The 13651-nt window shown below is 64.9% G+C and carries 15 protein-coding genes; 8 read left to right on the forward strand and 7 right to left on the reverse strand.

Going from position 1 to position 13651, the window contains the following annotated elements; all coding sequences use genetic code 11:
- Window positions 1-113 precede the first annotated feature (113 nt).
- Entirely contained in the window at window positions 114-1190 is a 1077-nt protein-coding gene (locus ACPRTJ_RS00910) for a 3-deoxy-7-phosphoheptulonate synthase (protein WP_043863086.1), read from the forward strand.
- A gap of 64 nt (window positions 1191-1254) precedes the next feature.
- Here ACPRTJ_RS00910 and ACPRTJ_RS00915 read toward each other — a convergent pair whose 3' ends face one another.
- Window positions 1255-1536, reverse strand: a complete 282-nt coding sequence (locus tag ACPRTJ_RS00915; RefSeq protein WP_043863087.1) for a GNAT family N-acetyltransferase — start codon at window positions 1534-1536, stop codon at window positions 1255-1257.
- A 509-nt stretch (window positions 1537-2045) separates the two neighbouring features.
- Here ACPRTJ_RS00915 and oprI point away from each other — a divergent pair.
- Window positions 2046-2297 carry an outer membrane lipoprotei OprI gene (gene oprI / locus ACPRTJ_RS00920; RefSeq protein WP_037058464.1) on the forward strand — a complete coding sequence of 84 codons (252 nt, stop codon included), beginning with the start codon at window positions 2046-2048 and terminating at the stop codon, window positions 2295-2297.
- A 122-nt stretch (window positions 2298-2419) separates the two neighbouring features.
- On the opposite strand, the gene ACPRTJ_RS00925 is transcribed toward oprI, so the two are convergent.
- From ACPRTJ_RS00925 to ACPRTJ_RS00935, 3 genes are all read right to left on the reverse strand, one after another.
- Window positions 2420-3391, reverse strand: a complete 972-nt coding sequence (locus ACPRTJ_RS00925) for a L,D-transpeptidase family protein (protein WP_043863088.1) — start codon at window positions 3389-3391, stop codon at window positions 2420-2422.
- A gap of 113 nt (window positions 3392-3504) precedes the next feature.
- Complete coding sequence (locus ACPRTJ_RS00930) at window positions 3505-3792, reverse strand: hypothetical protein (RefSeq protein ID WP_043863089.1); 288 nt, start codon at window positions 3790-3792, stop codon at window positions 3505-3507.
- 56 nt (window positions 3793-3848) lie between these two features.
- Window positions 3849-4454 carry an arylesterase gene (locus ACPRTJ_RS00935; protein ID WP_043863090.1) on the reverse strand — a complete coding sequence of 202 codons (606 nt, stop codon included), beginning with the start codon at window positions 4452-4454 and terminating at the stop codon, window positions 3849-3851.
- A gap of 10 nt (window positions 4455-4464) precedes the next feature.
- Here ACPRTJ_RS00935 and ACPRTJ_RS00940 point away from each other — a divergent pair, with 10 nt between their 5' ends.
- Genes ACPRTJ_RS00940 through greB form a run of 3 tightly spaced genes read left to right on the forward strand, consistent with a single transcriptional unit; the run spans window position 4465 to window position 8190 of the window.
- Entirely contained in the window at window positions 4465-5148 is a 684-nt protein-coding gene (locus ACPRTJ_RS00940; protein WP_043863091.1) for an ABC transporter ATP-binding protein, read from the forward strand.
- Complete coding sequence (locus ACPRTJ_RS00945; RefSeq protein WP_426427804.1) at window positions 5149-7656, forward strand: ABC transporter permease; 2508 nt, start codon at window positions 5149-5151, stop codon at window positions 7654-7656. It begins immediately after the preceding gene.
- Between the two features lie 36 nt (window positions 7657-7692).
- Window positions 7693-8190: a transcription elongation factor GreB gene (gene greB / locus ACPRTJ_RS00950; RefSeq protein WP_043863093.1), complete on the forward strand. Its 498-nt coding sequence runs from the start codon at window positions 7693-7695 to the stop codon at window positions 8188-8190.
- A gap of 4 nt (window positions 8191-8194) precedes the next feature.
- Here greB and ACPRTJ_RS00955 read toward each other — a convergent pair whose 3' ends face one another.
- From ACPRTJ_RS00955 to ACPRTJ_RS00965, 3 genes are all read right to left on the reverse strand, one after another.
- On the reverse strand, window positions 8195-8503 hold the full coding sequence (locus ACPRTJ_RS00955; RefSeq protein ID WP_054915688.1) for a hypothetical protein: 309 nt from the start codon (window positions 8501-8503) through the stop codon (window positions 8195-8197).
- A gap of 361 nt (window positions 8504-8864) precedes the next feature.
- Entirely contained in the window at window positions 8865-9296 is a 432-nt protein-coding gene (locus tag ACPRTJ_RS00960; RefSeq protein WP_426427807.1) for a DoxX family protein, read from the reverse strand.
- Between the two features lie 106 nt (window positions 9297-9402).
- The gene (locus ACPRTJ_RS00965) at window positions 9403-10824 is read right to left on the reverse strand and encodes a transglycosylase SLT domain-containing protein (protein WP_213607261.1); all 1422 of its coding nucleotides are present in this window, start codon (window positions 10822-10824) and stop codon (window positions 9403-9405) included.
- A gap of 163 nt (window positions 10825-10987) precedes the next feature.
- On the opposite strand from ACPRTJ_RS00965, the gene ACPRTJ_RS00970 reads away from it, so the two are divergent.
- The 3 genes from ACPRTJ_RS00970 to ACPRTJ_RS00980 all read left to right on the forward strand — a co-directional run bounded on the left by ACPRTJ_RS00970 (window position 10988) and on the right by ACPRTJ_RS00980 (window position 13650).
- The gene (locus tag ACPRTJ_RS00970) at window positions 10988-11794 is read left to right on the forward strand and encodes a TatD family hydrolase (protein ID WP_043863097.1); all 807 of its coding nucleotides are present in this window, start codon (window positions 10988-10990) and stop codon (window positions 11792-11794) included.
- An 86-nt stretch (window positions 11795-11880) separates the two neighbouring features.
- On the forward strand, window positions 11881-13359 hold the full coding sequence (locus ACPRTJ_RS00975; protein ID WP_426427810.1) for a methyl-accepting chemotaxis protein: 1479 nt from the start codon (window positions 11881-11883) through the stop codon (window positions 13357-13359).
- A gap of 84 nt (window positions 13360-13443) precedes the next feature.
- Entirely contained in the window at window positions 13444-13650 is a 207-nt protein-coding gene (locus tag ACPRTJ_RS00980; RefSeq protein WP_229590391.1) for a hypothetical protein, read from the forward strand.
- The last annotated feature ends 1 nt before the right edge of the window (window position 13651 follow it).

Below are 13651 nucleotides of genomic sequence, written 5' to 3' on the forward strand. Positions count from 1 at the left end.
ATTGTCGAATCACGGTGTAACGCGCTAAGGTTCGGCACCCCGCCGCGTTCAATCATGCTGCTCCGCCGCGCGGGTAGCTGGCGGCCGGCACCCGTGACCTGACGAGTAACACGATGGCTGATTTACCGATCGACGACCTTAACGTTGCCTCCAACGAGACCTTGATCACCCCCGATCAGCTCAAGAAGGACATTCCACTCAGCGCCACCGCCCTGCAGACCGTGACCGCGGGCCGCGAAGTGGTACGCAATATCCTCGACGGCAAGGACCACCGCCTGTTCGTGGTGATCGGCCCCTGCTCGATCCATGACCTCAAGGCCGCACACGAATACGCCGAGCGCCTGAAGGTGCTGGCCGCCGAAGTCGCCGACACCCTGTACCTGGTGATGCGTGTGTATTTCGAGAAGCCGCGCACCACGGTGGGCTGGAAGGGCCTGATCAACGACCCGTACCTGGATGACTCGTTCAAGATCCAGGACGGCCTGCACATCGGTCGCCAGCTGCTGCTGGATCTGGCGGAAATGGGCCTGCCCACCGCCACCGAAGCCCTCGACCCGATCTCCCCGCAGTACCTGCAGGACCTGATCAGTTGGTCGGCGATCGGCGCGCGCACCACCGAATCCCAGACCCACCGCGAGATGGCCTCGGGCCTGTCTTCGGCCGTCGGCTTCAAGAACGGTACGGACGGCGGCCTGACCGTGGCGATCAACGCACTGCAATCGGTTTCCAGCCCGCACCGTTTCCTGGGCATCAACCAGGAAGGTGGCGTATCCATCGTCACCACCAAGGGCAACGCCTACGGTCACGTGGTGCTGCGCGGCGGCAACGGCAAGCCCAACTATGATTCGGTCAGCGTCGCCCTGTGCGAGCAGGCCCTGGCCAAGGCCAGGATCAAGCCGAACATCATGGTCGACTGCAGCCACGCCAATTCCAACAAGGACCCGGCCCTGCAACCGCTGGTGATGGACAACGTGGCCAACCAGATCCTCGAAGGCAACGAGTCGATCATCGGCCTGATGGTCGAAAGCCACCTCAACTGGGGCTGCCAGGCCATCCCCAAGGACCTTGCCGAACTGCAGTACGGCGTGTCGATCACCGATGCCTGCATCGACTGGGAAGCCACCGAGAAGTCCGTGCGCAGCATGCGCGCCAAGCTCAAGGACGTGTTGCCCAAGCGCAACCGCGGCTGAAAGCCATCAACGAAAACGCCGGGCAATGCCCGGCGTTTTCGTTTTCAACAGGGTGTCAGCAGGCTCAGGCCTTGTTGGAATGCTTTTGATGACGTTCCATGTAGCGCTCGACATAGGAGCACGAGGGGATCACGGTGTAGCCCATGTCCTCGGCATAGGCGAGGGCCTTTTCGGTCAGCGCCGCAGCGATGCCTCGCCCACGCAGCGCATTGGGCACGAACGTGCGGTAGATATCCAATGTCTGCTTACCCAGGTCCATGTAGGTCAGGTAGGCACGATGACCGTCCACATTGGTCTCGAACTGATGACCAGCCTGGTCATGGTGGATGGACAACGCCTCGCTCATCACTACTCCTCGCGGGTCTTCTCGTCAGACCCTTACCTTACCGATGTTTGTCCGGCGAAGGAACCTCTACGCCACCCCGTGCCCGTTTGGACAGCGAGAACAGCCTGGTTGTTCTCTGGCAACTGAGCACCTACAAATAGTAGGCGCCCAGTGCACAGATGCTCAAGGTACTTGATCGTAAAAAACCTGCACTTGCAGCATGCGAACACGGCAGCGAGCCACACTGCCAACAGTAGCCGGATGATGTAGTGGTAAGACGAACAATGACACTTGGAGTCACTTTTAGTTCACTACAAAGACGCATTTACAGCGGTGTTTCAGCGCCGCTACAAAAGCGCCTGCATTCTTTTCACACCCCCGCCGGGGCGGCCTGCGCAACCGCGCAATTTTTTTCCGGTTCTTGCGCTCGGTCAGTTTACTTACTACAAGTAATGGGTACTATGTACGCCGGCCAGTTTCTCTTTGTTGAGAGATGGCTCTTTAATAGAAAGTCCTTGAAGGGGAACACGATGAACAACGTTCTGAAATTCTCTGCTCTGGCTCTGGCCGCAGTACTGGCCACCGGTTGCAGCAGCGTCTCCAAAGAAACCGAAGCCCGTCTGACTGCAACCGAAGACGCAGCAGCCCGTGCACAAGCTCGTGCCGATGAAGCCTACCGCAAGGCTGATGACGCTCTGGCCGCCGCTCAGAAAGCTCAGCAAACTGCTGACGAAGCTAACGAGCGCGCTCTGCGTATGCTGGAAAAAGCCAGCCGCAAGTAATAATCCCTCGGGATTGTTAAAAAGCCGACCCACCTGTGGGTCGGCTTTTTTATTGCCTGCAGAACCGTCCTGCGCAAACGACGAGGCCCGCATGAAGCGGGCCTCGTGCAAACACAGGCGGGTTACTGCATTTCGAGCGGAACGCTCGATACCATCGGCGCACTGGCGTCACCCGGCACCGCGATCTCTACCGGGATACCATCTTCGGCCGCCACCACGTCACGCACCATGTCCCAGTTCATGCGCAGGTTGTTGGCCAGGTCTTCGCGCTTGAGCAGGGCATTGATCACTGCCGTGTGCTTGTCGACCACCGACGGGTCGCCCTTGTCATCCAGCGGGGTATGCGCCTCGAGGTAGACCTTGCCACCACTGAGGCCGAACTTGTACGGCTCGTTGATGATGCGCACCGAAGTCCCCACCGGGGCCATGCTCGCCAGTTGCAGCACGTTGTTGTTGAGCATGCGGAAACAGCCATGGCTGGTACGCATGCCGATGCCGAACTTCTTGTTGGAACCGTGGATCAGGTAGCCCGGTACGCCCAGGGTGAACTTGAACGGGCCCAGCGGGTTGTCCGGGCCGGCCGGCACCACGTTGGGCAACGGATCACCGTCGGCGGCGTGCTCGGCCTTGATCGAGGCCGGTGGGGTCCAGGTCGGGTTCGGCGTCTTGGCCGTGACCTTGGTGTTGGCAATAGGCGAACCCCAGCCTTCGCGGCCGATGCCCAGCGGGAAGGTGTGCACCACGTTCTCGCCTTTGGGGTAGTAGTACAGGCGGTACTCGGCAAGGTTGATCACGATGCCTTCGCGCGGGCCCGGCGGCAGGATGAAACGGGTCGGCAGCACGATCTCGGTGCCGGCGCCTGGCAGCCAGGGGTCCACGCCCGGGTTGGCCGCGACCATTTCCAGGTAGCCAAGGTCGTTGGCGGTACCGATGTCGGCGAAGGTGTCCTCATACTTGGCCTTGATCACCTGGACCTGGCCGATGACATCCTCGCCCGGCGGCGGCAGGGGGAACTCCAGAGCGGCAACAGGGCCCGCCGCCAGCAGGGCGGCCAGGGACAGGCAACGGGTGACGGCGGGAAAGCGCGGCAACATCCGGGAAATCCTTCGCTAATTCAGGTGGGTCAAGCGGGCAATTGTACACCGCCCCCTGCGGGATCGGGAGGCATCCGGGCACAGAACCCTTGCCAAACGTAAAAGATCCGACGTCAGGCCTGCAGCTCGGGCCATACCGGACGCGTGCCGCGCCGCTGCGCCTCGAGGATCGCCCGGCACAGGCGGCACAGGCGCTGGTCACGGTAGATGCTGCGTTCCACACCCGACCAGCGCGGTTGCGCCGGCAACAGGGTGCCACACAGGGTACGGTCGACGGAGCCGCCCAGTTCGAGTTGGCGGGCGATCAGGTGGACGCGACTCTCCTGGCAGGCGAACAGGTCAAGCTGTTCGTCAGGCTCGATCAATTGATAGGCATACAGGGACCAGGCGGGACGCGGCATCGGGGGCTCCAAATCGGGGGCGCAACATTAGCCGAAAGCCGATCAGTATAAAAGCGTCAAAGCAGCGGTTTTATTGATGGCCAGGCATTTTCCAGCAACTGCGCCTGGGCGCCCTGCCCCGGATGGATGCCATCGGCCTGCATCAGCTCGGGTACGCCACCTACCCCTTCGAGAAAGAACGGCACCAGCGGCACGTCCTTTTCCTTGCCAAGATCGGCATACACCTGTGCGAACGCATCGGTGTAGCGCTTGCCATAGTTGGGTGGCAGGCGCATGCCCAGCAGCAGCACCCTGGCACCGGCATCACGGGAGCGATCGATCATCGAGGCAAGATTTTGTTGCAATTGCGCCGGTGCCTGCCCGCGCAGCCCGTCATTGCCGCCCAGCTCCACCACCACCAGGCTGGGCTTGTGCTCTGCAAGCAGCGCAGGCAGCCGCGCCTGGCCCCCGGCACTGGTGTCACCACTGATCGAGGCATTGACCACCTTGTCATCGAAACCCTCGGCCTTGAGCCGCTGTTCGAGCAGGGCAACCCACCCCTGACGGGTATCCAGGCCAAAAGCGGCACTGATACTATCCCCAACGATCAACACCGTTCCTGCCGATGCGCCCTGGGCCATGCACAGCAAGGCCAGGCCTGCACTCAATAACCACACTCGCATTGGATTCTCCATGGGCCCCAGCATCTTGACTGCGCGCAACCTTAGCAAAGTGGTCCCCAGCGCGGAAGGCGACCTGACCATCCTGCACGAACTGAGCCTGGAATTGAAACAGGGCGACAGCCTGGCCATTGTCGGCGCCTCCGGCTCGGGCAAGTCCACCCTGCTCGGCCTGCTGGCCGGCCTCGACCTGCCCAGTGCAGGCTCGGTGACACTGGCCGGGCACGACCTGGGCCCGCTCGACGAAGACCAGCGCGCCCAGGTCCGCGCCGAGCATGTCGGCTTCGTGTTCCAGTCGTTCCAGCTGCTCGACAGCCTCAATGCTCTTGAGAACGTGATGCTGCCCCTGGAGCTGGACGGGCGCCGCGATGCCCGCGAACACGCCCGCAGCCTGCTCGAACGGGTCGGCCTGGGCCAGCGCCTGAGCCATTCGCCACGCCAGTTGTCCGGCGGCGAGCAGCAGCGGGTGGCAATTGCCCGCGCCTTTGCCGCCGAGCCTGCGGTGCTGTTCGCGGACGAGCCCACCGGCAACCTCGACAGCCACACCGGTGAACGCATCAGCGACCTGCTGTTCGAACTGAACAAGGAACGCGGCACCACCCTCGTCCTGGTCACCCACGATGAACGCCTGGCGCACCGCTGCGGCCGGCTGATTCGCCTGGAAGCCGGCCACCTGGTCACCCCGCTGGAGCCCTAGATGGCACACCTGTCGTTTCTGCGCCTGCCGCGCCTGGCGTTGCGTCAACTGATGCGCGATGCACGCGCCGGCGAACTGCGCGTGCTGTTCTTCGCCCTGCTGGTGGCCGTGGCCGCCAGCACCGCCATCGGCTACTTCGGCGCCCGCCTGAACGGCGCCATGCTGCTGCGTGCCACCGAGTTCCTTGGCGCCGACCTGGTGCTGCAGGGCAGCGCCCCGGCCACCCCGGAACAGATCCGCAACGGCGAACAGCTGGGCCTGGCCCATGCGAAAGTGGTCGAGTTCTCCAGCGTGATCGCCACCGACAACGGCATCCAGCTCTCCAGTGTCAAGGCTGCCGGCACGGGTTACCCGCTGCGCGGGGAGCTGCGCAGTGCCGCCGAGGCCTACGGGCCGGAGGTGGCCGGCGGTGGTCCGGCGCCGGGCGAAGCCTGGGTCGAGTCGCGCCTGCTGGCGGCGCTGAACCTCAAGATCGGTGACAGCGTCGACGTGGGCATGAAGACCCTGCGCCTGAGCCGCGTGCTGACCTATGAGCCGGACCGCGCCGGCAACTTCTACAGCCTCACCCCGCGGGTGCTGATGAACCTCGCCGACCTGGATGCCACCGGCGTGGTGCAGCCCGGCAGCCGGGTCACCTACCGCGACCTGTGGCGCGGCGAGCCCCAGGCCCTGGCAAGCTACACCCAGGCTACCAAGGCGGGGCTTGCCGCCCACCAGCAACTGCGCGACTCGCGTGACGGCAACCAGCAGATCGGCGGTGCACTGGGCAAGGCCGAACGCTACCTGAACATGGCCAGCCTGGTGGCGGTGCTGCTGGCCGGCGTGGCCGTGGCGCTGTCGGCCAGCCGTTTTGCCATGCGCCGCTTCGATGCCAGCGCCCTGCTGCGCTGCCTGGGCCTGTCCCGGCGCCAGGCGCTGAGCCTGTTCTGCCTGCAACTGGCGATCCTGGGTAGCGTGGCAGCCCTGGGGGGCGCACTGCTCGGCTGGCTGGCGCAACTGGGTCTGTTCGCCCTGCTGCAGGGCCTGCTGCCTTCGCAGGTGCCGCCAGGCGGCATCGCCCCGGCCCTGGCCGGGATCGCCACCGGGCTGGTGGCGCTGGCCGGCTTCGCCCTGCCGCCATTGGCAGCGCTGGGCCGGGTGCCGCCGCTGCGTGTACTGCGCCGCGACCTGCTGCCGGTGCCGGCAAGCAGCTGGCTGGTGTATGGCGCAGCGCTGTTGGCCCTGGGCCTCATCATGTGGCGCCTGAGCCTGGACCTGCTGCTGACCTTCGCCCTGCTCGGCGGTGGTCTGGTGGCCGCGCTGGTGCTGGGCGGTCTGCTGCTGCTCGGCTTGCGCAGCCTGCGCCGGCTGCTGGCCGGCGCCCCGCTGGCCTGGCGCCTGGGCCTGGGGCAACTGCTCAAGCATCCGCTGGCGGCGGCAGGCCAGTCGCTGGCCTTCGGCATGATCCTGCTGGCCATGGCCCTGATCGCCCTGCTGCGCACCGAGCTGCTCGACACCTGGCAGAACCAGCTGCCCAAGGATGCTCCCAACTATTTCGTGCTCAACATCCTGCCGGACGACAAGGACACCTTCGCCCAGCGCCTGAACGAATTCTCGGTCCATGCCGCGCCGTTGTTCCCGGTGATTCCCGGGCGCCTGACGCTCATCAATGGCGAGCCGGTGCGCGAGATCGTCAGCAAGGAATCCACCGGTGACCGCGCCGTCCAGCGCGACCTGAGCCTGACCTGGGCCGCCGACCTGCCCCAGGGCAACACCTTGAGCGCCGGCCAGTGGTGGCAGGCGCAACCGGCTGCCGATGCATTGCCGGGCGTGTCGGTGGAGGCGCAGTTGGCCGAGAGCCTCAAGCTCAAGCTGGGCGACACCCTGACCTTCAGCATCGGTGGCCTGGAGCGCCAGGTACAGGTCAGCAGCCTGCGCACGGTCAACTGGGACAGCTTCCAGCCCAACTTCTACATGATCTTCCAGCCCGGCACCCTGCAGGACCTGCCGACCACCTATCTCACCAGCTTCTACCTGGCCCCAGGCCACGACCAGCAGGTGGTGGCCCTGTCGCGGGCGTTCCCGGCAGCCACCATCCTGCAGGTCGATGCGCTGCTGGAGCAGTTGCGCAGCATCCTGGCCCAGGTGACCCTGGCGGTACAGTACGTGCTGCTGTTCGTGCTGGCGGCGGGCCTGGCCGTGTTGTTCGCCGGGCTGCAGGCCACCCTGGACGAGCGCATCCACCAGGGTGCGCTGCTGCGGGCACTGGGCGCCAGCCGCAGCCTGCTGGTCAAGGCCCGGCGCATCGAGTTCGGCCTGCTGGGCGCCGCCAGCGGCCTGCTCGCGGCGCTGGGCACCGAACTGATCAGCCTGCTGCTGTACCGCTACGCATTCGACCTGCACTGGAGCCCGCACCCGTGGCTGCTGCTGTTGCCGGTGATCGGTGCGTTGCTGGTGGGGGGTGCGGGGGTATTCGGCACGCGCCGGGCGCTCAATGCCAGCCCGCTGACAGTGCTTCGCGAGGGCTGATAGACTCGGCGGCTACCTACCCGAGCCTGGAAGCCCATGAGCCGATACCGCCCGCCCCGCACTGCCGGCACCGCACTGATCACCCCACAGGGCGAGGCGCGCATGCGCGCCGAGCTGCATGAACTGTGGCATGTGCGCAGGCCCCAGGTGACCCAGTCGGTCAGTGAGGCAGCAGCGCAAGGTGACCGTTCGGAAAACGCCGAGTACACCTACGGCAAGAAGATGCTGCGCGAAATCGACAGCCGCGTGCGCTTCCTCACCAAGCGCCTGGAAAACCTGAAAGTGGTGAGCGAACGGCCCAGCGACCCGAACAAGGTGTACTTCGGGGCCTGGGTCACGGTCGAGAACGAAGACGGCGAACAATCGCGCTACCGCATCGTCGGGCCCGACGAGCTGGACTTGAAACTGGGCCTGATCAGCATCGATTCGCCCCTGGCCCGCGCCCTGATCGGCAAGGCGCTGGACGCTGAAGTGCGGGTGCAGACACCGACTGGCGAACAGACGGTGTACATCGTCGAGATCGAGTACCCCTGAGCGATCAGGCGCGGGTGATCAAGCCCTGGCGGGCTACGCGGGTCAGGTGGTGGATCACTTCGGCGGCATCGGCCCTCGAGGGCGCCTGCACCACGGCCAGGTCGAAACGGTCGTTGCCGAACCGGGCGAGGGTTTCGCAGGAGTCGGCGAACTGGATCAGGAACGCCGTGGCGCGGCCTTTGGGGCGGGGCCAGCCATCGAGGTAGCGCAGCAGGGTCGGCTGGTGTTTGCCGCTCAGCAGAATGCGCGGCGTGCGAGCCGCCTGGCTGGTAGGGAGAGGGGTGAGGCAAACACTGGTACGTGGGCAACTCATGGTGTACTTCTCTGTGCCTCGCAGATCCCGCTGGGCTGCGGTGCGAGGCGTCACCGAACCAGCGCTTTAGCGGTATTCGGACGACCTGCTGGTGGTCTTCCTGCGCCCCGCAAGTAGCTGTTTAAATCGGCGCAAGCCAGCATCCTAGAGAAGCGCCGGCCCGGCTGTCAACAATGCCATCGTCTGATAAACGACCCGCACGCCAGAAAAACAAGCGAGTTTCTCGCATTCGACGGCGACGCCGGTTCCTGCACTTGCCGGCGCCCCTGAAGGCGCCTGCGTTGCCGCAGAAGCAAGCAGCCGGGTCGGGCACAAAAAAGGGCCTGCAATGCAGGCCCTTTTTGTGCCACAACGCCAAGGCTCACTTGGCGATCATGCGGTCCACCGACGCCCTGCCCGCCCCTTCCACCAGTACCGCAATCGCGCCACCCAGCAGCGCCAGGGCGAACTCATAGCCGTTGTTGGCCATGAACAGACCGTTGCCGATGTGCACCGAGAAAATCGCCACCAGCAGCAACCCCACCAGCGCCAGGGCCGCCGGGCGTACCAGCAGGCCGATGACCAGTGCCAGCCCGCCGAAGAACTCGGCACCACCGGACAGCGCCGCCATCAGTGTCGGCGGGGTCAGCCCCAGGCTTTCCATGTACTGCGCGGTGCCTGCCAGCCCGCCGCCACCAAACAGGCCGAACAGCTTCTGCGAGCCATGGGCCATGAAGATGATGCCGATGAAGATGCGCAATACGGTAATGCCCCAGCCGGCACGGGTGAACAATACGGAGTTGATGGCGTTCATGCTGTCTTCCTTAAGCGATGCAGGTGTGTGGTAGAGGTCGCCATCTTAATCATATTTTCAAATGTTAAAATCGCGATTATCTGCACATACCAATCGTAATTTTCGATTACTTGCGTGAGGCCACTTTTCGTCCCCGGGCTTCCAGCGCGTCGCGTTCGCGGTCGAATGCCAGAAAGTACTTGTTGACGCTATTAACATAGCTGACCGGCCCCATTCCCACCTGCTCGAGCGCCACACGTTCTACCTGAAAGAACCACTGGTTGTGGTTCAGGCCGCGTCGCCGCGCCTCGGCCCGCATGGCCTGAACCCGCTCCGGCCCCAGGTTGTAGCCGGCCAGCACGAACGCCATGCGCTCGCGTTCGTTGAGCTGGTTGCTGGAAAAGAACTTGCGCCGGATCAGTGCCAGGTAGCGCGCGCTGGCCTGTACATTGCCATCGACATTGGCGATATCGCTGATCCCCACCCGCTGCGCCGCACCGGGGGTGATCTGCATCAGCCCATGGGCGCCACCTGCGCCCCTGGCCGCCGGGTCGAGGGCCGACTCCTTGAACGCCAGTGCCGCCAGGTTCAGCCAGTCCAGGTTCTGGGCCTGGGCGTGACGCTGCAGCACCGGCCGCAGTTTTTCCAGGCGCTGGCGGTTGGCCTGGGCCAGCGGGTAATGCACCTTGTACAGGCGCCGGTAGATACGCTCGAACGCCACATCCTGATCGGCCGGGGCGTGATACCCCTTGAGGAAGCGATCGACACTGGCGTGCAGCATCGCCGCGTCGCGGCGCACGTACCAATGCATCGCCTCGGGCTGGGCCAGCTGCACCTTGCGCTGCACCAGCAGCTTGGGCATCACCTGCGCCCAGCGCCGGGCAATCGGCTGTTCGACCACGGTCAGGTGGAAGATGCCGGCCTGCACCATTTCCAGCACATCCTCCACCGCAAGGCTGGGGTCCGCCCATTCCACCTTGAGCGGCGCCAGCTTGCGCAGGGCCAGGCGCTGGTTGATTTCGTGGAGGGTATCGCCTGCCGCACTCGAACTGGTCAGGGTCACGGTGCGGCCGGCAAGCTGCTCGACGCGCTGGTAGGTCCGTTCGCCCTTGCGCCCCACCAGCACCAGCGGCACATTCTCCAGCACCGGGTCGCTGGCCATCACCCCGCGGGTGGAACTCAAATCGATCAGCTCGCCGGGCGCCACCAGATCGCCCTCGCCACGCTGCAATGCGCCAATCAACTGGTCCTTGGCCTTGGGGATGATCTTCAGGCGGATCTGCTGACCGTCACGGGCACGCCCGTTGAGGTAGTGCTCGAAGGCGATCAGCCGATGGTATTCGATGCCCACCGGCTGGCCCTTGACCTCGCCGGAGCTGTTGCGGCTCTGGTTGACCAGCACGCGCAACACCCGGCTTTCACGGATCTGCGCCAGGTCGCGCACCTTGGCCGCAGGCACCGCCTGCTGCGGGCCAGGCAGGCGTGCGTGGGCCGGGCCGGCGCACAGCAGGCCCACACACAGCAAAAAAAGCCAAAGTGATCGCGTCATCCGGTCTCCGGCAAAGGGCCGCGATTGAGTATTTGACGCCATAATGAGCGGTCGGTCCGTGAAATTGACCGCAAAAGACCGCGACAACTTCTTGAAGTTCTTGGCGTTATTGGTATTTTTCGGCGCTGCCAAGCGCTTTTGCCGCACAACCTGAGGTAGCACCATGCAACTCATCGACATCGGCGTCAATCTGACCAACCCAAGTTTCGACGGCAAGCACGAGGCCATCTTGCAGCGTGCCGAGGCCGCCGGGGTGCATCAGATGCTGGTGACCGGTACCAGCCTGGCCGGCAGCGAAGCCGCGCTACACCTGTGCGAGCAACTCGACCCGCAGGCCCGGCGCCTGTTCAGCACGGCCGGTGTACACCCCCACGATGCCAGCAGCTGGAACAGCGACACCGCGCGCCATCTGCGCGCGCTGCTCGAACAGCCACGGGTGCACGCGGTGGGTGAATGCGGGCTGGACTTCAACCGCGACTTCTCGCCGCGCCCGCAACAGGAAAAGGCCCTGGAAGAACAACTGGCGCTGGCGGTGCAGCTGCAGATGCCGGTGTTTCTGCACGAGCGTGATGCCAACGAACGCCTGTTGCAGATCCTCAAGGACTACCGCGACCGCCTGCCCGCCGCCGTGGTGCACTGCTTTACCGGCGAGCGCAGCGCCCTGTTCAGCTACCTGGACCTGGACCTGCACATCGGCATCACCGGCTGGATCTGCGACGAACGTCGCGGTACCCACCTGCACCCGCTGGTTGCCAGCATCCCCACTGGCCGCCTGATGCTGGAGAGCGACGCCCCCTACCTGCTGCCCCGGACCCTGCGCCCCAAACCCAAAAGCGGTCGCAACGAACCGGCCTACCTGCCCGAAGTGCTGCGCGAAGTGGCCCTGCACCGGGGCGAGACACCCGAGCAGGTGGCTGCGCACACCAGCGACTGCGCCCGGCGCTTCTTCGGGCTCCCCGACATAGTTTGACGCATATCAAGATTTGTCTTTGAATTGGCTGGCACACTGATGGCACCTTGCCAAATTGTTTCCGCTCAATCAGAGAAGACCTATCCATGGGTGCCTGGCTCAGCAATATCTCACTGAAGTACAAGTTCTGGGCGGTGAACGCAGTCGCCTTCGTCACAACCCTGTTCGTGGTGCTGTATGCGGTGCACCTGGAAACCCGCGCCAGGGCCGAGACGGCCCAGGCCCGGGTGCAATCCGAAGCCCGCCTGCTGGCCGCCTGGCCCGCCGACCAGGCCTTGCCGCAGAACGCCACCTGGGTCAGCTTCACACCCGGGCAGGCGCCCACCTTCGATGGCCAGGCGTTGCCGGCCCTGGCCACTGCCCAGGGCTGGGTCGAGCTGAACGGCATGCCGCTGCTGGGCAGCGACCCGCTGATCGGTGCGCAGGTCATCCAGCGCGATGGCCAGCAGATCGCGGTACTGGCCCAGGCCCCGAGCATGGCGCAGGTGTTCACCGACCGTTTCGTCAACTATGCGGTGTGCGTACTGATCCTGATGCTGGCCATGCTGTGCGCTTCGCAGTTGCTGATCCGCTTCCTGCTCAGCCAGCTCAACATCCTCAAGGACGTGATGCTGCACGTCGAGAAGACCGGTGACCTGTCGGCACGGGTGCCGCTGTCCTGCGGCGACGAGATCGGCCAGATGGCCAGCGCCTTCAACGCCATGCAGACCACCTACCACCGCGTGGTCAACACCGTGGCGCGAACCGCCGCGCAGCTGGATGCCGGCGCCGCGCGCCTGGCCGCCAGCATGAACGAGGTGCGCCACGGCATGCTCGGCCAGCAGAGCGAAACCGACCAGGCCGCCACCGCCATCAACGAAATGACCGCCACCGTCTACCACATCGCCCAGCATGCCGGCGCCACACGCGACCTGTCGCAAAGCGCCGACACCCTGGCCGGCAGCGGCAAGGACGTGGTCAGCCGCGTGCAGTCGTCGATCTCGGGGCTCTCCACCGGCGTGCAGCAGACAGCCGAGATGATTCGTCAACTGGCCGAGGACAGCCAGAAGATCAACAGCGTGGTCGGGGTGATTCACAGCATCGCCGAACAGACCAACCTGCTGGCCCTCAACGCGGCGATCGAGGCGGCCCGTGCCGGCGACCTGGGCCGCGGTTTCGCGGTGGTGGCGGACGAGGTGCGCAACCTGGCCAAGCGCGTGCAGAGCTCCACCGATGAAATCACCACCATGGTCTCTGCCCTGCAGGCCGGCACCCGCGATGCGGTGGAGTTCATGACCGAGAGCTCGTTCAAGGCCGACGACTGCGTCAAGCAGGCCCAGGAAGCCGGCGAGGCTCTGGCGGAGATCACCGGCGCGGTGGCGCAGATGCGCGAGAGCAATACCCAGATCGCCGTGGCGGCCGAACAGCAGAGCCAGGTGGCCGAAGAGATGAACCGCGCAGTGGTGAGCATCCGCGACGTGACCGAAGAGACCGTGCAGCAGACCGTCGACTCGGCCACCACCAGCAGCGAACTGGCCACCCTGGCCGGCGAGCTGAACAAGGCCATCGGTCAACTCAAGCTATAAACCCGATAGCCGCGCGCAATTGGCCCCCTGGCGGGGGCCAAACTACGCTTGGGTTATCCGTTTTGCACCTTGAGGAGAACCGTGATGAACAAGCACCTGTTTCACCTGCCCCACTGGCATCACGCCCCTCGTACCCCCACCAACATCGCGCTGCAGCTGATTGCACTGCCGCTGCTGGCCATCGGCGCGCTGCTGGTATTGAGCGGCGCGCTCGACGCCGACCTGGGCACCCTGGCCGTCGGCGTCATCGGCATGCTGGCCGGTGTGGCGGTGGAGCGCCAGCGCCAGTGAT

The organism is Pseudomonas palmensis, assembly GCF_049942755.1.
Taxonomy (GTDB): Bacteria; Pseudomonadota; Gammaproteobacteria; order Pseudomonadales; family Pseudomonadaceae; genus Aquipseudomonas; species Aquipseudomonas palmensis.

Bases quoted from the DNA above. Each gene is read 5' to 3' on its own strand.
- ACPRTJ_RS00975 (WP_426427810.1), top strand. From the start codon at position 11,881: ATGGGTGCCTGGCTCAGCAATATCTCACTGAAGTACAAGTTCTGGGCG.
- ACPRTJ_RS00980 (WP_229590391.1), top strand. From the start codon at position 13,444: ATGAACAAGCACCTGTTTCACCTGCCCCACTGGCATCACGCCCCTCGT.
- ACPRTJ_RS00910 (WP_043863086.1), top strand. From the start codon at position 114: ATGGCTGATTTACCGATCGACGACCTTAACGTTGCCTCCAACGAGACC.
- oprI (WP_037058464.1), top strand. From the start codon at position 2,046: ATGAACAACGTTCTGAAATTCTCTGCTCTGGCTCTGGCCGCAGTACTG.
- ACPRTJ_RS00955 (WP_054915688.1), bottom strand. From the start codon at position 8,503: ATGAGTTGCCCACGTACCAGTGTTTGCCTCACCCCTCTCCCTACCAGC.
- ACPRTJ_RS00940 (WP_043863091.1), top strand. From the start codon at position 4,465: ATGGGCCCCAGCATCTTGACTGCGCGCAACCTTAGCAAAGTGGTCCCC.
- ACPRTJ_RS00960 (WP_426427807.1), bottom strand. From the start codon at position 9,296: ATGAACGCCATCAACTCCGTATTGTTCACCCGTGCCGGCTGGGGCATT.
- ACPRTJ_RS00935 (WP_043863090.1), bottom strand. From the start codon at position 4,454: ATGCGAGTGTGGTTATTGAGTGCAGGCCTGGCCTTGCTGTGCATGGCC.
- ACPRTJ_RS00965 (WP_213607261.1), bottom strand. From the start codon at position 10,824: ATGACGCGATCACTTTGGCTTTTTTTGCTGTGTGTGGGCCTGCTGTGC.
- ACPRTJ_RS00930 (WP_043863089.1), bottom strand. From the start codon at position 3,792: ATGCCGCGTCCCGCCTGGTCCCTGTATGCCTATCAATTGATCGAGCCT.
- greB (WP_043863093.1), top strand. From the start codon at position 7,693: ATGAGCCGATACCGCCCGCCCCGCACTGCCGGCACCGCACTGATCACC.
- ACPRTJ_RS00970 (WP_043863097.1), top strand. From the start codon at position 10,988: ATGCAACTCATCGACATCGGCGTCAATCTGACCAACCCAAGTTTCGAC.
- ACPRTJ_RS00945 (WP_426427804.1), top strand. From the start codon at position 5,149: ATGGCACACCTGTCGTTTCTGCGCCTGCCGCGCCTGGCGTTGCGTCAA.
- ACPRTJ_RS00925 (WP_043863088.1), bottom strand. From the start codon at position 3,391: ATGTTGCCGCGCTTTCCCGCCGTCACCCGTTGCCTGTCCCTGGCCGCC.
- ACPRTJ_RS00915 (WP_043863087.1), bottom strand. From the start codon at position 1,536: ATGAGCGAGGCGTTGTCCATCCACCATGACCAGGCTGGTCATCAGTTC.